Genomic DNA, 25,266 nt, shown 5'->3' with positions numbered 1-25,266 from the left:
AATCATTTCTTTTTAAAATCCAAGATTTAGTGATACAGTATATTGTTTAGCAATTGGGTAAGCAACACCACCTGCTCTGAAAAATTCTGGATCTTGTCCGTTAAGGTTATCGTCAGAATATATTAAGAAAGGGTTTGTTGACTGAAATGTCATCTTAAGGTTGTTTAACCCTATTGCATCAATTGTCTTTTTTGGGAAAGTATAGGATAAAGAAATATTCTTCATTCTAATAAAATCACCATCAGCAATTCTCTCTGTAGAGAAGTTATATGCGTTATATGCTCGGGCAATTTCATTGGTTCCTACTTCGTTAATTAACCTTCGTGAAGGGATCACAGGAATGTTAGTTGTGTTTTCGTCTCCAGGGAATAACCATCTGTTTCTAAACTCTGTAGGGAAAACGGACAAATCACTATATGTAGAAGTGTAATAAGGGTCTAATCGAATTTTATTTCCGGCAGAAAAAGTTACGAAGAAACTAAGATCCCAATTCTTATAGGTAAAGTTGTTAGCAAATCCACCAGTTAAATTAGGCTCTACAGATCCCTCAAACTTAAGATAATCTTGTATGTCTTCTACCTCCTGGAAGTCAACTCCAGAAATAGGATCTCTATCATCACTAAAAACATAAGTTGGTAATCCTCTTTCGTCTAACTTATCAAATTGAAAAGAAAATAATGACCCTCTAGGAAAACCAACTGCGTTACCTCCTGTAGATGATACCAAATCAAAAACATTAGGTCTTTGTTGTAACTCAGTAATTTCCTGATCAAAATAAGCAACATTAATAGTTGTACCCCATTTAAAGTTAGGAGTAACTATATTTTGTGTGTTTAATTGAAATTCTACTCCATTTGTATTCATAGATGCATTGTTAGCCAATTTAATTGATTGTCCACCAATACCAGAAGTTCTGATTTCATCAATTAAATCTTCACCTTTTCTAAAATACACATCAGCTACAAGAGAAATTCTATTGTCAAAAAAACCAGCATCTAATCCAAGATTAAGTTCAAAAGTCTTTTCCCAGGTTAATTCTGTGTTTTGTAATGCAGCAATATTAATTGCATTTTCTCGTGTATTAGGATTTAATCGATCTGTAACTACATTTCTAAAAACGGGTAAATTATTACTTACATTATCAGCAAGTAAACCAACAAGTCCATAACTAGGACGGATAGCTAATTTTGATATCCAATCAATATCCTGAATGAATTGTTCTTGATCAATGTTCCATTTAGCACCTACATTATAGGTAGGTAACCATCTTGCGCTAGAAGATTTACCAGCTCTGTTAGAACCTTCGTAGTTTCCTGTTACATTTAGGATGTATTTTTCATCAAATGCATAGGTTGCAGTAGCAAAGAAAGTAGCTCCGCGTTCTCTGGTTTGTTCTAAACCAAAATAATCACCACCATCTAATATAATCTTATCAATTATATCTGGATCTGTGAAAGGAACTCCACCTTTATCAAATTGATAACCAAACCCTCTACTAATACTTTCTTCTCTATTGGTAAACCTAAATTCTTGACCTAAGTATACTCTAATATCACTTTTTTCGCTAATATTAGTATTGAAATCTAATGTGTTTCTGAAATTGTAAGTGATAATTTTATTATCTCTTCTGGTGTATATACCACCAAAAGGAAGTACTACCTGTGGTCTGGAGTTAGGCCTGTCAGGATCTTGAAATAAGAAGGTATTTTGATCTTCTACAATAGTTGTTTCGTTAGCTCTGTAAGCAGCCGCAACGTTAGAGTTTTCTGTAGCTTTATGTTCATTTGCAGCAGTAGCATATCTTGCAGTACCAAGGAAATTATATTTTAATTTCTCATTAATTTTTGCTTCAAACTCACCTTGAATCTTTAAATCAAGAACGGTTAATTCTGTGGTGTTATTCTCAATCTCATTTAAGATGTTAAATGGAGCCCAGTTATATCTAAAAAACTCAAGATTACCTTGGTTATCTCTTGGTCTAAGCGCACGACTAGTATTAAGTGCATAACTAAAAGGGTTAATGTCAAAGTCCCTGTCAAATCCTCCATTTACTACATCAGATAATCTATCAAATGCACCTGGTGCATTTTGATCTCTATATGATCCTTGAATAAGAGTAGTTACTTTATATTTTTCTCCCAGATAGTATGTGTTCCTAATATTACCAGTAAGCCTTCGTACACGATCTGCTATGGTAAGTCCGGGATCAGTAAAGTAACCAATAGATGAATAATGAGATGAGCTTTCACCACCACCAGAGAAACTTATAGAATGATTTTGTGTTAAGTTTTCTCTAAAAAGTGTTTTAAACCAATCCGTATTTGCTAATTCATATTGTTGTAAGAATCTAGCTCTTGCTTCTGGAGTATTAGTAAGGGCAAAAGAATTTGTTTCAGGGTTAAATGTATTAATTGCTCTATACATTTGATTATAAATACCTCCAAATCTACCTTGCAAGCTGGATGCTAGATTTAAAAAACCTTTTGATTCTAATTCTCTATAAATAGAAACAGTCTCTTGAGAATTAAGTAAATCATACTGACCGTAAGTTGGTCTCGCTCTTACTGCATATTCTGCAGAATAACTAACCTTTGTTTTTTGATTTCTTTTACCAGATTTTGTAGTTATTACAACAACACCATTTAGCGCTCGTGCACCATAAAGTGCTGTTGCAGAAGCATCTTTTAATATTTCTATACTTGCAATGTCTGATCCATTTAATCCAGCTACTGCAGAACTTAATAATGTACTAGAATCTCCAGATACTAAATCGTTTAAAGATACATTTACGATTTCCTCTTGTATAGCACCGTCAATAATCCAGATTGGTTTTGTATCCCCTAAGATAGAAGAAGACCCTCGTATGGTTATTCTTGGAGTAGCACCAAAAGTACCTGTTACATTTTGTATTGATACACCGGCAGCTCTTCCTTCTAATGATCTAGAAATATCAGGAACACCTTCAAGTTTGATTTCTTCTGCTTTTAAAGATTGTGAAGCACCAGTAAAGAATTTTTTTCTAATATTTTGGTATCCTGTGATTACAATTTCTTCAAGGCCTTCTACTCCTTTGGATAGTACAATATTATAAGTCGTTTTATTTTTATCAGTAATTGCGATTGTTTGATTTTCGAAACCTAAACTTTCGATTTTTAACACATCTGCAACAGAAACACGAATTGTGAAATTTCCGTCAAAATCAGCAACCACTCCTCTTGTAGTACCTTCAATAGATATTGTAGTTCCAGGAACGGGTAGTCCATCGGGATCAACTACTTGCCCACTAATTTCAAAACCTTTTTGCGGTTTAACAAAAGCAATTTGTGGTTTTTTAGGAACATTATTCGTATTAATTAGTTTTTTTATTAATACAATTTGTTTATCAATTATTTTGTAAGATACATCAGTGTTTTTAAAGATTTTATCCAAAATGTATTCTACTCTTTTGTTAGATACTTTAAGAGATATCTTACGTTTGGTATTTACTTCTGCGTCTTTAAAAAATACTTTAAATTCTGTTTTTTGTTGTATCAAATCAAATACATTCTCAATTGTGAAATTTTTTACATCCAAGCTAATCTTAGTGTTTTGAGAATATGTATTTGCATTTATTCTAAAGAGAGACAGTATAATTAGTAGAACTGTTAGTCTCATTTTTAAATTAAATATTAATTTTACCGCACCAATTTTGCGGTTCTGTTTAATTTTTTTCATATTTTTAATATGATTTAATGATTGAACCATTGTTAAATTAAGCTTACTCTAAAATCGAGAGATGTTGCAGCATTTCTCGATTTTTATTTTTTATGGTTGATTTCTTGCCATATTTTGTTTTTAGGGGTTAATAATTATTTCATTTCCTTTGATGCGATAATTGAAGAATGTATTGCTTTTAAAAGTCTTTAATACATCTTCAACATTCTCAACATCAAAGCGACCAGTGAATTTTTCCGTTTTAATATTTTGGTAGTTGATTGTTATTTTTTTATCGTAAAATCTTTCAAGTTTTTTCATTACAGTTTCAAAACTCTCACTTTTGAATAATAATATCCCATCTACCCAAGCGATATAATTTTCTGTTTTAACATTGGAGATGTTTAAACTCTGACTTGATTTTGATAAACTAGCTTTTTGATTTGGGGATAAGATCTTATCTGTATTCTTATCAAATCTGTTTTTGTCCTTGAATACTCCTACACTACCTTCAACTAAAACAACTTCAGAAAAAGAATCATCTGCATAAGAAGAAACATTAAACTTTGTTCCCAGAACTTCAGTTCTAATGCCATTGGTAGAAACAATAAAAGGATCTTTTTCATTTCTGGCTACTTCAAAATAGGCTTCTCCTGATAGATCTACTTCACGTATTTGACCACTCAGGAATTTTGAAGGGAATTTTAAAGTAGAACCTGCATTAACATGAACAGTGGTACCGTCTGATAAAACTAATTGGATTTTTTTTCCGTAAGGAACTCTTAATGTGTTTATCACTACTTTTTCTTCAGAAGTAGCATTATTACCTTCGTTATTATAAACGATTTTGTTTTTTTCTTGGAACGCTAATATGGTTCCGTCTTCATTTTTAATTTCCTTAAACAATTCGTTATCCTGTAAGGTCTCAATACTTCCATCACCTTGTTGTAATGTTACTTCGGTAATGATCTCATTTTCATTAGAAATGTTTTTATTATATAAAAAAGTACCCCCTAATATTAAACCAATAAAGACAGCGGCATATTTTAAATAATTATTGTTTCTATTTTTGTTAGTTTTAGTAAGAGATTTTGTATTTTGTATATGTTTTTGGAATAGTGAAGAAGCTTTTTGACTATCAAAGTCATTTTTACTCAATTGTATATAATGATCGGTGACAATATATTTCTTAAATAAATTAAGATTTTTTTCATCTTTTAATAACGTTTCGAGCTCTATGATTTCACTCTCAGTCATTTCATTATTTAAGTATTTTATAATTTGATTTGTATCCAAATCCTTATTATTTTTCATGCGAATTATTGGCTTATTTATAGTTAAGACTTCAAAAAAATAAAAAACCCTTACTCTTGGAACTATTTTTTTTATTATTTATGTAAAGTTTTTGTTAATTGTTTCGGAATTGGGGTTAAAAATGGGTTAAAAAAGGATTGCTATAGAGAACAAAACTCAAATAGAAGAACTTAGGAAAGGGAACGAATTTGTATATAGGCGTTTATATGAAATGTACTATAACGAGCTGTGTGCCTATGTTTTTAGTTTATCAAGAGATAAACAGCAAGCTGAAGATATTGTACAGAACGTAATGCTTAAGATATGGAAGAATAAAGAAAAACTAAATATTAATACTTCTATTAAAAGTTATTTGTATAAATCTTGTTACTATGAATTGATTGATAGCTATAAGAAAAATAAAAAAGAACTGAATTATATAGAGCGAGTACAAAAAGAAGCTCTGGATTTTTTTATAGAAGAAGATAATGATTTTATTAATAATAGAATACGTTGTGTTAATATTGAAATAGAAAAACTTCCACCCAAATGCAAAGAAATCTTTGTATTGAATAAAGTACAAGGTTTTAAATATAAAGAAGTAGCAGAGCAACTAGGCATTTCTGTTAAAACAGTAGAAGCTCAAATGTCAAAGGCGATGTCTAGAATTAAAGAGGCGTTAGACGCTTTATAATATTTTGCTATAAAATTTTAAACTTATTTTCTTAATGCATATAACCCAAAAATTGGACCTATGCTTAAAAATAGATAAAGCATGGTATTGTCTATTTTTCCAGTTAAGAAGGATAATAGTTGAATGCTTAATATAGTAATTGCAAATCCAATACAATTGGTAATAGTAAGTCCTGTGCCTTTTAGTTCTGGTGGTGCTGCTGCTGCTACCATTGTAGAAAACTGAGGAGAATCAGAAATGACCAACATACTCCAAATGCTTAATGCAGTTAAGAATAACTCTGGAGGTAATTTAAAAAGCAGGGGAGAGGCAATACAAAATACTCCTGATATCAATAGCGAATTATAAGCAACTTTTCTGCTTCCGGTTTTTAAAGAAACAAGTCCTCCAAGAATACAAGAAATAGCTCCAATTCCTATAATTATAAATGACCAAAAGGATACTTGAAGTTGGATTGATTGAAGATCACTATAGGTTTTAAGAATGATAGGTATAAACCCCCAAAAAGCATATAGTTCCCACATATGACCAAAATACCCAAAAGCAGCTTTTCTAAAACTGGGAATTCCAAAAAGTTGAGTCACTATACCCAGTTGAAGTTTAGAAACTAATTTTCTATAGGGTCCATCGGGAACCAAAAACCACATTGAAAGTCCTCCCGTAAAAGCCAATATTGATGTACTTATAATAACTGCCTTATAATCACTGCTCCAAGAAAATTCATTGATTAAATGAGGAAATGCAGTTCCTAGAACTAATGCCCCAACGATATATCCTAATGCTCTTCCCAAACCATCCTTATAATAATCAGAGGCTATTTTCATACCTATAGGATATATCCCTGCGAGAAAAAAACCTGTTCCAAATCTGGCAGTCAATAAATTAAATACTGTAATATTAGGTATCAATAATGATAGATTTGACAAACCTCCCAAAAAAGCACAGATCATAAATATTCGAGATGGAGAAAAACGATCTGCAAGTGTTAGTAATGCAAAAGTAAGAGTGCCTATTATAAAACCAAATTGTACAAAAGACAGAAGATATCCTAAAATATTAAACTCTGCATTAAATTGTGTAGCAAGGTCATCAATAACAGCATTCCCGGCAAACCATAAGGAGGTACAAAAAAATTGAGAAATTATAATAACCGGGAGTATGTAAAATTTTGGTTTCAAAAAAACATAGGTTTTAATACATAAAATTGAAATAAAGGCTTTTATAAAAGATTTCTACTTTTCATAAGTAGAGAAATCAATAGATTTTGGCCAATAATACTAATTAATTGGGGTAAAAATATATGTTTTACATTACAAATGTACTTTCATTAAAGTACATGCTGATGTGACTTAAAAAGAGGTTTCTATTCCTATACAATTATTCCACCAACAGAATAGTGCCAAATACATCAGCATTAATCCAACCTAAGTTTTTTTCCTCACCTGGGATAAAAACCGAACCAATAAAATTTTCTCGTTCCTTACTACCATCATTATCATTATAGGCTATAGCAAATCCCAATTGTTGATCTTTCTTTAAAATTACAGGGTCATTGACTTTCCCTTCCTCATAAGTATCATCATAGACAATCATTTCAAATTCCCAAACTGAAACATCACCTTTGGTAACTCTTTTGGTAGTTACATGATTGTTATAGAGTAGCGGTTTCTTATCTTTTCCTAAGTCAACTACATTACCATCGAGAGCAACATGATATGCAAAAGCATTATTTGAAAATTGGTGATTACCTCCAGAATTGTCAGCATCAATAAATATTTCTACACAATCATCATCCCACCATAATGTTAATGGATCTTTATTTTGATCGTATAATTTATTGTCTTTGATTTCGACCAAAATATATAGTGCTTCTGGTGTCCAGACCATTTTATAGCGTCCAAAAAAATCATCAACAGTATAGTCTTCGCCTAACCATTTTTGATCCAATCCATACCAAATGACTTCTTTCCAAACGGGATCGTCCATATTTCCATCTAATTTAGGAACGATTGTAGCTTTTTTTACTTCTCTGATCTGATGATTTTTTTTAGTTGTCGTTTTTAATGTATCTTCTTGATCGGTTACAGCAAGTTGATTATTGGTTTTATCTGTAGTTTCTTTTCTACAAGCTACTAATGATAAGATAAGGTAAAGAAAAAATATTTTTTTCATGGTAAGAATTTAGTGTGGTAATAAAAGCTAAAAGTAATAAACATAATTTAAAAAGCGGTTGCTACTTCATTAAAAGTAACAACCGCTTGTCTGTTTATAGCATAAATGCTATAATAAAATATATAATTTTTTAGCTTATTATTGTTTAATAGCTTTTACTTGACCAATTGTATTTTTATCAAGAGAAATGGTATAAAAATATATTCCTTGTTGGTCGGTTACACCGTTTTTAATATCAATAATTTGATTACCTGCTTGGGTTTCTTGATGATATAGTGTTTTTGTTTGTCCTAATATATTCGAAACTGTAACTTGTAGCAATCCTTGGTTTTCGGTTGTTACATATAATTTGGTTTGATCTGTAATAGGATTAGGAGAAATAGTTGCTTTATTAAAATTTTCTAGAGAATCTATTTTGTTTGTTGTTAGAAGTTGTGCTGCATTGCTTGTGGGGCAGTCGGTTGTACAATTTGCAGACCAGTTTCCATTTCTTTTCCCGTTTGTACTCCCGGTAACTCTAAACCATCCATTTATTCCTCTTGTTAAATCAACTGTTTGTTGGCCACTACCATTATTAAATACTACTCCAATATCATTGGTTGAAACACCGCTAGGAATAGTAAATGTATTACTAGACCATGAGGTACCACTGATATTACTCATTGATCGGCCGGGCCATCCTGGTGTACCTGTTAAAGTTTGATTGTTAGACTTATTGTAGAGATAAATTCTAGCAGTATTTCCCCATCCATCACCAGGTTTTAGGAAGTTAAGTGTTACAGAGGATGATGAACCTCCACCAGAACCACTACTAGAACAATTGCTTGGACAATTGTTAGACCATGTATTACCTCTATACCATCCATTGGTACTTCTTGATAAGTCATCGGTTTGGTTATTTCCATCATTAAAGATCACTCTTAGATTTGCAGCAGAAACGCCAGAAGGAGGAGTTACTGTAAATGAATACCAGCTTGTTCCTGATATATTGGTCATTTGTTGTCCAGGCCATCCACTGGTTCCAGGTAAAGTAGTGTTATTTCCTGCATCAAAGAAATATGCATTTACTGTATTATTCCAACCATTAGGTTTAAAGAAATTAACAGTATAAGGTGCGACTGTATCTCCACCTCCGGTATCGCCACCTTTAGTCCACACTGCATAATCTGTACCTGATGTTTTAAGAGTCCAACCACTGCCGTTTGGAGACCAGTTTCCATTTCCTAGTTTCATTGCTAGTGTTCCTGATTTTCCATCAATATATGCAGCATATAGATTACCACGTGCCTCTGCTATATTTATAGTAGATCCCGAATGTACTCGAACACTTTTTCTTGCAGAGATTAAGTTTTTGATGGCATTTCTTACTCCCGAACCACCATCTATAAAATGAGTCCAGAATACCATTGGATTACCTGGATGGGTTAAAATATATGCATATCCTTTTCTAAGATTAGTTTCTCCTCCGGGAAAAACATAATTAGAGCCACAGCACTGCTGAGCAAACCCTGTATCATGGTTGTCTAGAAATGTTACAGATTTTGATGGATTTATGCCAATCATTCCTGATGGTTTTCCTTGTCCATCCCTTAAATAAGAAAGGTTATTATCTCTAATAGCATTTTGTAAACTTACTTTGGTATTAAAATCAAAGGCAGATGAGGATTGCTGTGTTCTATTCACAAAATTATTTGTCTGTACTCTACTACTTTCTAATAATTCTCCAACTGCAAAATATGGATTTGTAGCGTCATTATATTCTTTGTTATAAATAGGATCATATCCATGAACAAAATCATACCTCCAACCATCAAAACCGATATCATTTTTTAGGAATCTCATCCATTTAATGATTTCTGCTCTTACTGCAGGATTTTTATGATCAAGATCTCTTGCTGCAGCAAAAGCACCATTAGAACCATCAGATTTAAGACTAAATCCAGGTACGAAATCACCATTGATACTAAACTCTACAGGGCCATTAACAAAATTTCTTCCTTCGTCATCAGCAGTGATATAAAATGTTGGCCATGCTGGATTTGTAAATGTTACCGCATCATTGGTACCAACTCTATGATTGATTACAATATCACTTATTACTTTAATATCTAAAGAATGATATTGATTAATTAGATTTTTTAATTGTGTCTCTGTTCCATATGCGCTATTGAGGTTGTTTAATTCTCGGGGTAAATATCCTTGAGGAGCTGCAGAGTTACTTGGAGGTGGCATCCATATGAGGTCAATGCCTGCATCGTTGATAGTATTTCTATTTTGTGATACAACATCATACCAGGTTTGCCCTGCTGGTTGGTTCTGTACATTCCAGTCAAATGCTTGAAATAATACGTCTTCATCTTGCGCTTGGATACCTAGAAATGGTAAACAAAAAACTAGAGTTAATAGAAAAAGATTTACATTTTTAATTTTCATTTTGCAATTTTTTAATTCAATTAAGAATAATTAGCGTTTAAAAAAATTTGTGTTATCCCGAAATACAGCACGTATTTCAAGTAAAATATCTAATCATCTTCAGAAATAATTATGTATATATTTATCTATAGTTAAGAAAATGATATAGTTAGGGTAATAACTAATCATGCGTATATTGGGTTTTATTTCGAAAAGAAAACTTTTGATGTTATCTATGAATAATAAAAACTATACCGGTATAAAAAAATACATTATCATAAAGAAGATAAGAATCAGAATGGTGTATTATTTGTTGGTTTTATATGTTAGATAAAACGCAAAAAAAATTCTGATTTTTCGTTGGAGGAGAGGGTGATTTCATAATTAGTAGTTTTTTATTAATAAAAGTGTTTCTTGTGTTAAACTTTCACTAAGTTATTGTGAAATATTCAATTTCTTAGATTGATAAATCTACTACAACGTTTTCGTGTTGATAAATTGATGATATTTTGAGAATTATATGGTGAGAATTGTAAAATAACCTATGAAAGTTATGGTGAAATAAAGATTTGATACTTCATTTCAGAAGGAAACAAAAAAAGATGAAGTGTCTACTTTTGTATGCTACAAATATTAATTTTATGAACTCGATAGCACTTATTTTACTAAATCTTTCTGAAACAAGAAGAAGGAGTCTTAAACTTTGGAATGGGATTCCAGAAAAATATTTTAATTGGAAACCAGATAAAGAAGCTTTTACTATTATTGAAATGATAAGGCATGTATTAGAATGTGAACACTTATTTCATACCATTATCAAGAATAGAGGTAATTTAGGAGATTATGAATCCCCTTGGAGAGAATTAAAATACATAGATTTACAATATGAACTTAAGATAGCCGAACAATATCGTAGCAGTTTCCTTGATATGATAGGAAACCTTACCGAATTAGATCTTGAAAATATAAGAATAGAAAGAACAGAGGTTGGACAAAGTAAAAAACTTGGAGATTATTTAAATCGAATCGTATTTCATGAAGCGGTGCATATGGGGCAAATGTTAGATTATTTAAGAACCTTGAGAATTGAGCGACCTAAGATTTGGGATTGAAATTATCAAATGTTTTTTATAAATAGTATTGTAATAGTGTATTTGTAATGATAGAAAAGTTTGAATACAAATTTACTCAGATTGCTTCTTTGTTAGGAGATAAATCTCGTTCTGTTATGCTTTGGTGTCTATTAGATGGAAGAGCTTATACGGCAATGGAATTATCTATTTGCGCAGATATTTCTGCACAATCTGCTAGTAATCATTTAAAAAAACTCATAGAGGCTAATTTACTTCAGGTTGAAAAACAGGGACGACATAGATACTATAGGTATGCTAACGCAGAAGTAGCCCAAGTAATTGAGTCTATGGCAGGTTTAGTGCCTTTGGAAGATAAATACGAGAGAACTAAAAAACCAAAACATAATGACATTACATATGCCAGAACTTGTTATGATCATTTGGCAGGTGAAATAGGTGTTAAGGTCACAGATGCATTACTGAAAAATGGAATCTTAGAGATTGAAGCAAAAATATATAGGGTAACCAGAATAGGAAAAAAATGGTTTCAAGATTTGAGTATTGATGTCGATTCATTACAACTACAAAAACGCTCTTTTGCTCACCCATGTTTGGATTGGAGTGAACGAAGACATCATCTCGCAGGTGCTCTGGGATCTTCTCTGCTAACAACCATGTTACATAATGATTGGATTAGAAGAAAGAAAGATTCAAGAGAGGTTGTTGTTACTGCAAAAGGTGAAATAGAGTTGAAAGCAAGATTGAATATAGAATTATAAGTGTTTTTTTAATTTTTTCTGAACAGTTGTCCATCCTTCAAATGGATAATAATTTGATAACCTTTAGGTTTTGATCTTCATTCACGCATAAATTATTTTAGTGAAACTAACTTAAATAATATATATCATGAAAAATGAATTAAAACTTGTCTTGTTATTTGTTTCATTATCTCTGTTTTTTACCAGTTGCGATAAGTCAGATGACAATCAAACCCCAGAATCTATTGGATTAGAAATTCAAGATGAAAACGTGTTTACAGGAAAAAAAGATATCGATGGTCATATCATTTCCTATAAAGTAGAGTCTAAAGAAGAGCTTACTTTTAATGTAGAAGTGACTATCGATAAAAATACCTTGTCTGCTTCTGTGGCTTATGGTGATGAAACTATAGATTTTGATGGAAACGATGTTGTATTAACTCATAAACAAAAAGAAATTCTATTAATGCTGGGAGAAGAGATTTCTCTCTTTTTATTTAAGGATAAATCTGCTGATAATTTTACAATGGCAGAGTATACATTATTAAGATTATTAGAATATTGGGCTAAATCTCCTAGTAATTATAAATACTCAAAAGTAAAAGTAAAATCTCCAAAAAATGTTATGACAGATTTAAAGAGTAGAAATGAGGGAGTTACTTGTATTAGAAAAAATACTGTTGTTACTGCAAATTATGATGATGATCGTGGTGATGTAAATGAAAATATATTGGTTAATGGAGATCGTTGTATTGGTAGATGCGGTTCTGGATGTCCGGGAACTTTTACAATAGCAAGTGCATGGACTAAAGATTGTTTGGATCATGATCGTTGCGGACGTGTAAATGGAGGAAGTACAAATCCTTTTGATAGAGAATGTGGTGATGAATATTTTGAAGCTGCAGATGATTATTTATTTGGAGTGATAAGAGGTTGCAGAGGATAGGCGCCTTTTAGTTTAAATCATTATCCCCTTTGTAATAAGGCAGAAGGGGATAATGATTACTATAATCAAAAGCTTATTTAAGCAATATCTTTTTTACAAAAGTAGATTTGTTTTGTTTAATTTTAATAAAATACAAACCTGTGTTTATTAGTGTTTTTCTATCTATTTGAATGCTTTTGTTATCTGTCTGTGTTTGATAGACCTCTCTTCCTTGTGCATCATATATTCTTATGTTGGAAGTAATAAATTCTCCAAGATTGATCGTAAAGTTATCGCCTTTGGCCGGATTGGGATAAATAGTGATTTTATGGTTACTACCAATATTTTTGTCACCTTCAAGAAGAATACTTTCATTAATACTACAGCTTCTCTTATAGATATGATTATCATCTGTTATTATCCAAGGAATTTTATCAGAATCTACAGTAACCTGGCTAGCTCCGCCTGGTAATTGTTTAAATGCTCCATTACCAGTGTATAGATATATTTTCTTATCCATACTAGTTACGATCACCTGATCTCCATTAGGGTCTATGCCAATATCTAAGATTGTAAGTGATCCTTTTCTATTCCAGCCACTTCCATTCCATTGATAGAGTCCATTATTCATTCCAACTATCCAGGGAGTACCGTTACCATCTACATCAATTCTTTGTCCGGTTCCGCTAGGAAGTGTAGTATATTTTCCGCCACCTTCGTACTTTCTTATTCTATTGTCCAGACCAAGAATGTAAAAAACGTTATTGGCTACACCAATATCAATACCAGTACCATTTTTATCTAACCAGGGACCATTTGGATATTTATATTGCCATAGTTTATTATCTTCTCCAATCGCCCATACATCACCACTAGGAGCAACATCAATACGTTTTAGCTTTTTAGTATTATCGGTATTGGTCCATCCACCATTTCCATTGGATTTGTATAAATGGCCATTAATTCCAATAACATATACATGTGATTTATTGGCTCCAATATCATTGGCTTTACCAGCTTGTATGTTCCAGGTACAACTTGTGGTTGAACCAACAGATATTGTCATAGTGGCTTCAGAGGTAGCTCCTAAGTTATCGGTAGCTACCAGTTTTAAAATATGGTTTCCTTCTTGTAAATTGGTCATTAATGGATCATATTTACTCCACCAAATATGAGTATTGGCTTGTGGGCTCTTTTTTACAAATTTGTCATCAAAATATAAGTCTACTTTCTTTATTGATCCATCTGCATCATCTGCCTTAGCTTCAACAGTAAGATTATCTCCTGCAGTAAAATTAGTTGCAGTAGGTCTTAAGAAAGATAGTGTTGGTGGCTTGTTAACACTAACTATTTTCCAGTTTTGATTTTTATTACCTTCCTGATAAGGCCATAGGTGCATCTTTTTTCCATTATTTCTATCCACTACTTTTTCGCAATGTAATGGCTGTAAGAAATAGTCATTTCCTACTTTAGTAATATTCCACCTTAAGTGATTTGCCACAACTTGCGTATAGGTACCTAAATTAACATTAGGGTTTTGAGTATTGTCTCCTGCATTGCAAGCACCATATGGTACTTCTAAATATCTTCCTGTTTGTACATTTTTTAATGTATAATCATTAATGCTACCATCAATTTTAGTAAAAGTCCATTTAACGTCATTTCCAGAACCTGTGGTAACAGAAATATTTGCGCCATTAGTATTCTTAATTCTAGCACCTCCGGTTGGAGTTTCAATAAAATAGTTTCCGTTAGATAAATTAGCTGGGGGTCTTGTTACTACCACAGGAGGAGTTCCATTAATGATTAATTCTATTGTATGCCTTCCGGCTGGTATGGTTACTGTGACAGAATTTAAAGCAGAAGAAATAACAGTAGTGTTGGTTCCATTTAATTTTACTCCAGTGATACCTTGTCTGAAGAAAGTAACATTTGAATTTGAATTTGAATTGATACTACCAGAATTATTTTCTAATACGATACTTACCTGTTGAGAAGCTTGATACCCATAATCTACACCTTCAGTATCTCTAAAACTAGTTCCGTTAGTAGAAGAAAATTTAGTAGTCTTACCGGATTCTTTTCTGAAAAAAGTGGTATTGGCTTTAAAAGAAATCATACCGTAGGTATTAGATTTATTTTGATTTGCACCAATGTAATAGTCTTTGAAACTAGTACTATGTGAAATAATTGCTCCACTATAATTTGCATTTGAAATTTTAGAAATTGGAGGTTTCTTATGTGTTTTATCTTCTGGGAAAATCACCGTGGTAGCTCGTACATAACCATCAGAAGCAGCCTGATAAGTCGCTCTAATATTATCTGTTACAGGTACTTTTATTTCATTACATTTCCCTTTCGAGAACTCTCCTTTATAGGATTTTACTATAGATATCGAAGGTTGTGATGCAAAAAATAAATTAGCACTTTCACCATCTGCCTTGGTTTTAAATACAATAGAAGCATTAGCAGGTGCTGAGTACTCTTCATTTTTGGTAATAGTTTTTGTATCATTACGTTTGGTGTTTACTTGAAAATTTATATTCACAGGATCCTTAGAATCATTAGACTTTACTTCATCGTGAATTACAAAGTATCCGTTAGATTTACCAGAGATTGGTTGTATTAAATGCATAGTCCTTTTGTGAGTTCCATTCTTAATAGCTGGACCGGCATCAGTAGTTCCAAATTCAATATTTCCTCCTACAAGTCCATCTACTAAACCATTTCCGTCTCTTTGGTCATGTTGTTTTTTATTGCCAATTAGCACTGTGTTATGAAGCGTAGCTCGGTTCCAACCTCCACTATCAGGAGCTTGTCCAGGATATCCTCCTCCGCATCCATTCGCATTGTTATATCTTACACCAGAATTCATTACTAAGTGTTGTCCATATCCCACGATACTAAATGAATTTGATTCTTCTAAGTCATGGGTTATGTTATCTATTGTGGGGTCATCTCTTTTAAGGCAATAAAGAATACCTTGTAATGCTTCTTTAGAGTCTGTTTTATCCCAAAGTGCTACTCCAGATTGCTCTTTGAGTAAAGAGATTGGCATAACAGGTTTGGGTCTATTATTACTTCTCATAAACAATAACATAAAGTTAGTTGAGTTGAAAGTAAGTGGACCATCGTTTCCTTTATGCCATTCGAAAAAGCTGGCGACTTTAGGGCCGTATTTTTCTGCATAATGAACATTAGATTGGTGACCAAATCTTCTTTCATTAAGACCTGTATCTCCAAACTTAGTGAATGTTCCAAAAGGAGTAAGTGCAAATGTAGGAGACCATTCAAAAGCCTTTTGCATTAATGGGTTGTTGTAGTAGTTGCCAATTCCCGTAAATTCCATCACGTCTATTATGTGTGTTTTTGACATACGAGTACCGTGAAGTCTAGCAAATATATACCCTGTAGATTGCCCCCAGGAACCATCATTTAAAATGGATTTGTCGAAGAGATAGTCATCATACAATTTTTTCCACTTTTTGATTTCAGGCTGATCATTTTCGTATATCGCAAATAATAAGTTTATACCATATCGCGCTAATTTTCTTCCTCCTTTATCATCAGCTCTGAAATAGTTTATATAATCTCTAATGTTTTTTTCAGCAATATTTCTTTGACTTGTAGTAAGGTCATTGTAAATAATGTCCAATGCAAGAATGGAATAAAACTGAGTAAAAGTAGCATTAACTAAAGCTCCATGACCATTGGGCTTTACAAACGTTCTGTTTTTTAAAATACTATATATTTTATCTTTGTATTTTTTTCTAGCAGAAGGGTTCGCTTCTAATATATATGCACTAATGTTATAGTTTAAAGTTGTATTGCCTTCTGGTCCATTCCATCTTTGAAATGCAATACTTCTAATAGAACCAAGAAGACCCGATTCGGCTTTTTTTCGTATTTCTGGATATTGGTTCTCCTTAACAATAAGGAAAGGGTGTTCTTGGGAATAACTTTTTAGTAGTGCTAAAAAAAAGAGTAGAGCACAGAAAATTGGTTTAAGAGTTTTCATGTTATAGTTGAGTTAAGTTAAGATTTGTTTTGTGATCGGGAAAAGAATGATTTGTCGACTACTGTTATTTCAAACGAATAGAACATGCTTTTGTTATTCTAAGTTTTAAAAAAAACCATTAGATAATGGTATATAAATAAGTTCTACGATTTTATTTTTAATTGTATAAATGTAATTAGTACATTTATAAGAATAATGACTCTTTTAGTATTCGTTTTGTTTGTATTAGAATTCGTTTAATATAAATTTGATTTTTAAAAGCTAATGAATGAATATAATGTATAGCATTTTAGTGGTTTTTATATAAACCACATTTTGATAAAAAAAGAAACCGTCTTTTTACTTTACAAAAAGACGGTTTCTAAGTTAAGTTGAATTATTCTTCGGTTTTGTATTATTTAGTTTTATTCTTTTAAAAATTTTATAGATTCGTCATCAATTAATAAGGTATACATTCCAGGGTTTAAACTATCAACATTTAGTATAACATCATCTCCACCAGATTTAACTTTGTGTTCTAGTAAAACTTTACCATACATGTCGATTACTTTCAAACTATGAATGCCTTTGGGTAGTTTAGGAATGGTTAAGGTTCCTTTAGTTGGGTTAGGAAAAGTAAATGAGCCTAAAGAGGCTGATTCGTTTGATTCAAACCCTATATCATGAGAAGATAATTTACCAGGACTTAAAATCCAAAAACGTTGATTTTGGTTAGATGCACCACAATCCCATTGTTGGAACTGTACATTATGGGCAATATTTCCTGCTGGTAAATCTATACATTTACCGGTTTTTCTATTTTGAAAAGCAAATAGCCCATTTCCACGATCAACCCTTTTCCATTGCTGATCTTGGTACCCTTTACAGTCCCATTGTATAATTTTAGTCCCGTTTGCAGGATTACCTCCAGCAACAGCTAAACATCTACCAGACCTGATATTTTTGATTTCAGAGTATCCATCACCTTTATCTACAAATGTCCATTCTCTTGCGTTTCCAGTTCCGTTTTGATGATTTACAACTTTTGCACCGTTATTAGAGGTTCCATTGATAGGTGAAATCCATTTATTAGATTTTACCGACTTAATGACATAGGAATTATCGGTATTGCCACCATCATTATCATTTACCAGTTTATATGTGTGTACCCAATCGACTTTCATGGTGTTAATGGTATTGTCATTTAAATGACTTTTAACCGCTACGCCACCAAGAAAATTTTCGTCATCAGTCCACAAATCCCAAATAAGATTTAGATTTCTAGTTAACGGTCTATTGGTTTTTACACTTCCGGCAGGTTCTCCATCAAGATAAAATTGTACATTATTAGCGTCTTTCCACCACATACCTACTATGTGATACTCTTCGTTCCATCGTACTCCTTTTTTAGGATTATTAGGAGATAAATTTCTATTGTCAAAATTTCCTTTATTTCTTTCTGTATTTCCATTAATTACCTGAAAATATTGAGAATTCATTTGCCACGGAAAATTTGGCTGACATCCGCAACTAGGCCTTGAATTGTTTTCAACAATATCAATTTCATCTCTATTATTGATATCTCCATTATTTAGCCAAAAAGTATTATAAGCCGATAGGTGAGCAGTTATCATCCTGCTTTCAGTGTACATTGGGAATTTGATTTGAGCTTTAGAATAGATTCTAGAACTTTGAAACCATAAAGGTTCAGGACCCAATGTAGCTTTAATCCATAAATTTCCTTGAGATACTCCAGAATTTTCTTCGATCATCTTAGTCGGAGTGTTGGTATAATCCCACAGCACTTTTTGCCATTTATTGTTATCAAAATTACCGTTGAATTCATCAGAGAGGTTGTCTACTTTTTGCCATTTTTTTCCTGAAGGAGCGGTTGGTTGCGCATATCCAAAAAAGCATGCCAATAGCAAGCTAATACTTGCGATAAGATTGTTTTTCATGATTATTGGTTTTAAGAATAAATTTTTGTGATATTATAAATTTATATATTAAAATTTTATATAAAGACCCTCTTTGTGGTTGTATTTCTAATTGTCTATATATAGTCTAGTAGATAATAGAATATTATCGAGTGTAGAGAAAAAAGACTATATCTAAAAGATAGTTTTTTCTTAATTTGAAATTGTATCAAATTATAATTGGATAAAAAGAAACCGTCTTTTTACCCAATAAAAAGACGGTTTTTAAATCAAAATTAAACAACTCTCCAGTTTAATGCCTTAGAGCGGGCAGTTCTATAGGGTTACCCAAGAAAATATCCATTTTCTTGAGCAATTTTATCAGCGATTTTTGTTCTTAAAGCAACCACATTTGGTTGATTAGCATACTTAGTGAAACGCTTAAGTCCCATGAGCATCATTCGCTGCTCATCTCCTTCTGCAAATGAAACAATAGCTTCTTTTCCTTTTTTGATTGCAATGTCTACAGCATTGTATAAATACAATTGAGACATAGCTATCTGAGTTTCCTGAGCTTCTTCTCCAAAACGTTTTGCATTTTTCTCTGTACGTAGGATCGCAGATTCAGCCATATAAATCTCAATTAATATATCCGAAGCAGCCATTAATAATTGTTGATGTTCTTCTAATTGAGGTCCGAATTTTTGTACTGCAGAACCAGCAACCATTAAGAATACTTTCTTAAGTTTTGCAAGAATTTCTTTTTCTTCTGAAAATAATACAGAGTAATCTGGAGTATCAAAAGACGGAATACCAGTAAGTTCATCAGCAACTTTCATTGCAGGTCCAAGAAGATCAACATGTCCTTTCATTGCTTTCTTAACTAACATTCCTACAGCTAGCATTCTATTGATCTCATTTGTTCCTTCGTAGATTCTAGAAATACGAGCATCTCTCCAAGCAGATTCCATTGGAGTATCTGCAGAGAACCCCATTCCACCAAAAATTTGTACACCTTCATCAGTACAACTTTGTACATCTTCAGATACAGCAACTTTAAGAATAGAACATTCAATAGCATATTCCTCAACACCTTTAAGTTCTGCTTCCTGATGAGAATTTCCTTCCGCTTGACGGATAGCAATTCTATCTTCAATATTTTTTGCAGCTCTATAACTTGCAGATTCATCTGCGTAAGTGTTAGTAGCCATCTCTGCAATTTTAGATTTAATTGCTCCAAAATTCATAATTGGAGTTTTAAACTGAATACGCTCATTAGCATATTTGGTTGCTTCTCCGATTACTCTACGTTGTGCATCAAGACAAGCAGCTGCTAATTTGATACGACCAACATTTAGCGCGTTCATTGCAATCTTAAATCCATTACCTCTTTCTGATAACATATTTTCTACCGGTACTTTTGTATTGCTAAAAAATACTTGACGGGTAGAAGAAGAATGAATTCCTAATTTTTTCTCTTCATCGGCCATAGAGATTCCATTAGATGGATCATTCTCTACGATAAACCCTGTAATATTTTTATCATCTTCAATACGAGCAAAAACGATCATTACATTACAGAATCCTGCATTAGAGATCCACATTTTCTGACCAGAGATCAAATAATGTTTTCCATCATCAGACAAGACAGCTTTGGTTTTTCCAGAATTTGCATCTGATCCTGCACCAGGTTCTGTTAAACAATATGCTCCCATCCATTCACCTGTAGCTAGTTTAGAAACATATTTTTTCTTTTGTTCCTCATTACCATACAATGAGATTGGCATAGTACCAATACCAGTGTGAGCTCCAAAAGCGGTACTAAATGAACCGGTAGCTCCAGAAATATAATCACATACTAGCATTGTAGAGACAAATCCCATTCCTAGTCCATCGTAAGCTTCGGGAACCGCAACACCAAGAAGGCCAAGTTCTCCAGCTTTCTTCATACAAGCTTCTGTATACGCATAATCTTTAGATTCGAATCGTTCCCAGTGTGCCCATAGCTCACGGTCAACAAATTCTTTTGCGCTATCACGCATCATTCTTTGCTCCTCAGAAAAATCTTCTGGAGTAAATACATCTTCACATTTAGTTTCTTTGACAAGGAATTGCCCTCCTCTAAGAATATCTTTATTTACAGTTTCTGCACTCATTGTTTTATATTGTTTTTTCTTAGCTCGTTTTTAGTTTAAAAATTCAAAAATACCAGCAGCACCTTGTCCGGTACCTACACACATAGTAACCATACCATATTTACCTTTCATATCGCGCTTACGCATCTCATCAAATAACTGAACAGAAAGTTTTGCTCCAGTACATCCAAGTGGATGTCCTAATGCAATTGCGCCTCCATTAACATTTACTATATCTTGATTAAGACCTAATTCTCTCATCACTGCAAGAGATTGAGATGCAAAAGCTTCGTTAAGTTCGATTAGTTCTACATCATCTTGTTTTAATCCAGCCTGTTTTAATGCTTTTGGAATAGCTTTTACTGGTCCAATACCCATAATTCTAGGTTCGACACCTGCGGCAGCATAATTAACAAGTCTTGCAATAGGTTCAAGGTTTAACTCTTTTACCATTTCTTCGCTCATCACCAAAACAAAAGCTGCACCATCACTCATTTGAGAGGAGTTTCCTGCGGTAACACTTCCACCTGCTTCGAATACAGGTCTAAGTTTACCAAGCACTTCTTTACTGGTTCCGGCACGAGGACCTTCATCTTTATTTACTGTATATGATTTTGTAGCTTTCTTTCCATTTTCATCAACATAAACCTGTTCTACATTTATAGGAACGATTTGATCCTGAAAACGGCCTTCTGCTTGGGCTTTTAAGGCCTTCATATGAGAATTGTATGCAAATTCATCCTGATCTTCACGAGATACTTTGAATTGATGAGCAACTGCTTCTGCAGTATTTCCCATTCCCCAATAGTAATCTTCATGTCCGGATTTTGCTAAATCATAATTGAGTTCTGTTTTATATCCTGTCATAGGCACAGAACTCATACTTTCTGCACCTCCTGCAATAATACAATCTGCCATTCCGGCCTGTATTTTTGCAGTTGCGATACCGATAGTTTCTATTCCTGAAGAACAAAATCTATTTACTGTTACTCCTGGAACATCAACAGAGTTTAATCCCATAAGTGAGATTAAACGAGCCATATTAAGTCCTTGAGATCCTTCTGGCATCGCATTACCAACAATCACATCGTCAATACGAGATTTGTCGAGATTAGGAAGCTCCTTCATCATGTGCTCGATGGTCTCGGCTGCCAATTCATCGGTTCTTTTAAATCTAAACACTCCGCGAGGCGCTTTCCCAACGGCTGTTCTATATGCTTTTACTATATATGCTGTTTTCATTTTTTTCTTTTTCTAGTTTCTTAGAGGTTTTCCTTTCTTAAGCATATGCTCGATACGCTCAAGAGTTTTACGTTCTGTACAAAGTGATAAGAAAGCTTCACGTTCTAGATCCAATAAGTATTGTTCTGTAACCAATGTTGGTTCTGATAAATCTCCACCGGCCATTACATATCCTAGTTTATTTGCTATTTTGTGATCATGCTCAGAAATATATTTACTGGCTTCCATAGAATCAGTACCTACTAAGAACATTCCAAGTGCCTGCTTTCCTAAAACTTTAATGTCTTTACGACGTACAGGTTGCGTATATCCTTGTTCTGCAATTAGTTTTGCATGAGCTTTTGCAGTTGCAATCTGACGATCTTTATTTACAACAACAATATCTTTTCCTTTTTGCAGTAAGTTGGTATCAAATGCTTCATATGCCGATGTTGATACTTTGGCCATACCTATAGTTAAAAAATGTTCTTGCAATACATTAAGTTCGATATCATCTTTTTTGAAGGTATCAGCAGCTCTTAATGCCATTTCTTTGGATCCACCTCCACCAGGGATTACACCAACACCAAATTCTACTAATCCCATATATGTTTCTGCCGCAGCAACTACTTTATCGGCATGAAGTGAAATTTCACAACCACCACCTAAAGCCATACCATGTGGTGCAGCAATTGTAGGAATAGCAGAGTAACGCATACGCATCATAGAATCCTGGAAGTATTTGATGGCCATATTTAACTCATCATATTCCTGCTCTACAGCCATCATAAAAATCATTCCGATATTTGCTCCAACAGAGAAGTTCGCAGCTTGATTACCTACTACTAATCCCTGGAAATCTTTTTCAGCAATATCGATAGCTTTGTTTAATCCGGCAAGGACATCACCACCAATAGTATTCATTTTACTTTGAAATTCTAAATTAAGAATCCCATCTCCAATATCTTCTACTACAACACCGCTATTCTTGAAAACCTCATTGGATTTACGAATATTATCAAGAATAATAAAGGCATCTTGTCCCGGAACTTTTGTTTGTTCTTTTTTCGGAATATCATATGAATGAGTTGCTCCTTCTTTTACTGTGTAAAAAGAAGTATTTCCCGAAGCAATCATATCATTAACCCATGCGGCTGGTTCTAAGCCTTCGGCTTTCATAATTTCGATTCCTTTTTCTACTCCAATAGCATCCCAGATTTGGAAAGGACCATGTTCCCAACCAAAACCAGCTTTCATAGCATCATCAATCTTATATAGCTCATCAGTTATTTCTGGAATTCTGTTTGAGACATATGCAAATAGGGCAGATAAGGTTTTACGGTAAAATTCACCAGCTTTATCTTTACCAGCAACTAAAACTTTGAAACGATCAACTACTTTATCTATAGTTTTTGTCATCTCTAAAGTAGCAAAAGAAGCTCTTTTCTTTGTTCTGTATTCTAAAGTATTTAAATCTAAAGAAAGGATCTCTTTTTTACCATCAGCAGCTACATGTTTCTTATAGAATCCTTGTCCTGTTTTACTTCCTAACCATTTGTTTTCCATCATAGTATCGATGAAATCTGGAAGTTTAAAAAGTTCTAAACGCTCATCATCAGAACAGTTATCGGCAATACCATTAGCTACATGAACTAAAGTATCTAAACCAACGACATCTACGGTACGAAATGTAGCAGATTTTGGGCGGCCAATTACGGGGCCAGAAAGTTTATCAACCTCTTCTATTGTTAGTCCCATTTCTTTTACCATATGGAACAAACTCATGATACTAAAGATTCCTATTCTATTTCCTATAAATGCAGGTGTATCCTTTGCAACTACAGAAGTTTTTCCTAAATATTGTTCTCCGTATCCATTAAGAAAATCCAAAACTTCTGAAGAAGTGTTTGGACCAGGAATAATTTCGAATAATTTTAAGTAACGAGCAGGGTTAAAGAAGTGTGTTCCACAAAAATGTTTTTGGAAATCTTCACTTCTTCCTTCGTTCATAAATTTGATAGGAATACCAGAAGTATTAGATGTAATTAGTGTTCCTGGTGTTCTGTATTTTTCTAGATTTTCAAAAACTGATTTTTTGATATCTAATCTTTCAACAACAACTTCTATGATCCAGTCTACATCAGCAACTTTTGCGATATCATCTTCAAGATTTCCTGTAGTGATACGACTTGCAAATTTTTGATGATAGATGGGAGAAGGTTTGGATTTAAGAGCAGCAGTAAGCGAATCATTTACTAATCGATTACGCACCACTTTGTTTTCAAGGGTAAGACCTTTTGCTTTTTCCTTTTCGTTTAGTTCTCTAGGAACAATGTCTAATAATAGCACTTCGACACCAATATTAGCGAAATGGCATGCAATACCGGATCCCATAATTCCTGAGCCGACAACTGCAACTTTTTTAATGATTCTTTTCATTTTTTAACTTCGAGTTGTTAAGGTGTTATAGATTCTTGTTTTGAGTAAATTTTTTTAGATGATATGAGGTCATTTATAATTTGAAATACTTCTAAGAAGATATCTAGTTTTTCCTGAGGTACATGTTTTCTAACAGTACTATCAAAGGCAAAAACTACTTCTTTAGAAAAATTTCTCATTTCTACACCAAATGGAGTTAAGTATATCAATACACCTCGGCCGTCCTGGGGATTCTTCTTTCTAAAAATCAACCCTTTTTCTTCCATGGTTTTTAATGTACGTGATAGACTTGTGGCTTCCATTCCCATTTTGGGGCCTAATGAGGTAGAAGGAGTACCACTTTCTGGATCTATGCTTAGCAAAGCAAATCCGGTAGCCATTGTACTACCTTTTTTACCAGCCTCTTCATTATACATCTTAGCAACTGCCATCCAGGTGGCTCTAAGTGCATAATCAATTGTCTTTTCTCTCATTTAAAAAAATTATTGTGAATGTAAAGGTAAGAAAATTTATTATGCGTGCATAATAAATATGGTAA

15 protein-coding genes are annotated in these 25,266 nt (G+C 33.1%); 4 read left to right on the top strand and 11 right to left on the bottom strand.

The window, feature by feature from the left end; genetic code table 11:
- Window positions 1-12: 12 nt before the first annotated feature.
- Together FOF46_RS20315 and FOF46_RS20310 are read right to left on the bottom strand one after the other, a co-directional pair.
- On the bottom strand, window positions 13-3,714 hold the full coding sequence (locus FOF46_RS20315; RefSeq protein WP_244299683.1) for a SusC/RagA family TonB-linked outer membrane protein: 3,702 nt from the start codon (window positions 3,712-3,714) through the stop codon (window positions 13-15).
- Window positions 3,715-3,834: 120 nt separating this feature from the next.
- Window positions 3,835-5,007, bottom strand: a complete 1,173-nt coding sequence (locus tag FOF46_RS20310) for a FecR family protein (RefSeq protein ID WP_109436931.1) — start codon at window positions 5,005-5,007, stop codon at window positions 3,835-3,837.
- Between the two features lie 136 nt (window positions 5,008-5,143).
- On the opposite strand from FOF46_RS20310, the gene FOF46_RS20305 reads away from it, so the two are divergent.
- On the top strand, window positions 5,144-5,680 hold the full coding sequence (locus FOF46_RS20305; protein ID WP_333968549.1) for an RNA polymerase sigma factor: 537 nt from the start codon (window positions 5,144-5,146) through the stop codon (window positions 5,678-5,680).
- 23 nt (window positions 5,681-5,703) lie between these two features.
- Here FOF46_RS20305 and FOF46_RS20300 read toward each other — a convergent pair whose 3' ends face one another.
- The 3 genes from FOF46_RS20300 to FOF46_RS20290 form a co-directional block, all read right to left on the bottom strand.
- Entirely contained in the window at window positions 5,704-6,858 is a 1,155-nt protein-coding gene (locus FOF46_RS20300; RefSeq protein WP_109436929.1) for an MFS transporter, read from the bottom strand.
- Window positions 6,859-7,057: 199 nt separating this feature from the next.
- Complete coding sequence (locus tag FOF46_RS20295; protein ID WP_109436928.1) at window positions 7,058-7,852, bottom strand: sugar-binding protein; 795 nt, start codon at window positions 7,850-7,852, stop codon at window positions 7,058-7,060.
- A gap of 138 nt (window positions 7,853-7,990) precedes the next feature.
- Complete coding sequence (locus tag FOF46_RS20290; protein ID WP_143917701.1) at window positions 7,991-10,285, bottom strand: starch-binding protein; 2,295 nt, start codon at window positions 10,283-10,285, stop codon at window positions 7,991-7,993.
- Window positions 10,286-10,905: 620 nt separating this feature from the next.
- Between FOF46_RS20290 and FOF46_RS20285 the strand changes: the two genes are divergently transcribed.
- The 3 genes from FOF46_RS20285 to FOF46_RS20275 all read left to right on the top strand — a co-directional run bounded on the left by FOF46_RS20285 (window position 10,906) and on the right by FOF46_RS20275 (window position 13,041).
- Window positions 10,906-11,376, top strand: coding sequence for a DinB family protein (locus tag FOF46_RS20285; protein ID WP_143917700.1), 471 nt, complete (start codon window positions 10,906-10,908; stop codon window positions 11,374-11,376).
- A 47-nt stretch (window positions 11,377-11,423) separates the two neighbouring features.
- Complete coding sequence (locus FOF46_RS20280) at window positions 11,424-12,116, top strand: ArsR/SmtB family transcription factor (RefSeq protein WP_109436925.1); 693 nt, start codon at window positions 11,424-11,426, stop codon at window positions 12,114-12,116.
- 127 nt (window positions 12,117-12,243) lie between these two features.
- A complete protein-coding gene (locus tag FOF46_RS20275) occupies window positions 12,244-13,041 on the top strand; it encodes a DUF8213 domain-containing protein (protein WP_143917699.1) in 798 nt (265 codons plus the stop codon).
- 73 nt (window positions 13,042-13,114) lie between these two features.
- Here FOF46_RS20275 and FOF46_RS20270 read toward each other — a convergent pair whose 3' ends face one another.
- From FOF46_RS20270 to FOF46_RS20245, 6 genes are all read right to left on the bottom strand, one after another.
- The gene (locus FOF46_RS20270) at window positions 13,115-17,038 is read right to left on the bottom strand and encodes a T9SS type A sorting domain-containing protein (RefSeq protein ID WP_143917698.1); all 3,924 of its coding nucleotides are present in this window, start codon (window positions 17,036-17,038) and stop codon (window positions 13,115-13,117) included.
- 404 nt (window positions 17,039-17,442) lie between these two features.
- Complete coding sequence (locus FOF46_RS20265; RefSeq protein ID WP_143917697.1) at window positions 17,443-18,975, bottom strand: RICIN domain-containing protein; 1,533 nt, start codon at window positions 18,973-18,975, stop codon at window positions 17,443-17,445.
- Window positions 18,976-19,277: 302 nt separating this feature from the next.
- Entirely contained in the window at window positions 19,278-21,089 is a 1,812-nt protein-coding gene (locus tag FOF46_RS20260; protein ID WP_109436921.1) for an acyl-CoA dehydrogenase family protein, read from the bottom strand.
- 30 nt (window positions 21,090-21,119) lie between these two features.
- Window positions 21,120-22,310, bottom strand: a complete 1,191-nt coding sequence (locus tag FOF46_RS20255; protein ID WP_143917696.1) for an acetyl-CoA C-acyltransferase — start codon at window positions 22,308-22,310, stop codon at window positions 21,120-21,122.
- A gap of 12 nt (window positions 22,311-22,322) precedes the next feature.
- Window positions 22,323-24,728 (bottom strand): 3-hydroxyacyl-CoA dehydrogenase/enoyl-CoA hydratase family protein, encoded by a 2,406-nt coding sequence (locus FOF46_RS20250; RefSeq protein WP_143917695.1) that lies wholly within the window; start codon window positions 24,726-24,728, stop codon window positions 22,323-22,325.
- 17 nt (window positions 24,729-24,745) lie between these two features.
- The gene (locus FOF46_RS20245) at window positions 24,746-25,201 is read right to left on the bottom strand and encodes a MarR family winged helix-turn-helix transcriptional regulator (RefSeq protein ID WP_109436918.1); all 456 of its coding nucleotides are present in this window, start codon (window positions 25,199-25,201) and stop codon (window positions 24,746-24,748) included.
- Window positions 25,202-25,266: the final 65 nt, after the last annotated feature.

The sequence above is a fragment of the Aquimarina algiphila genome, assembly GCF_007489275.1.
Lineage (GTDB): Bacteria > Bacteroidota > Bacteroidia > Flavobacteriales > Flavobacteriaceae > Aquimarina > Aquimarina algiphila.
The sequence above is the reverse complement of the archived record's forward strand: the minus strand, read 5'-3'. Positions and strand labels throughout refer to the sequence as shown.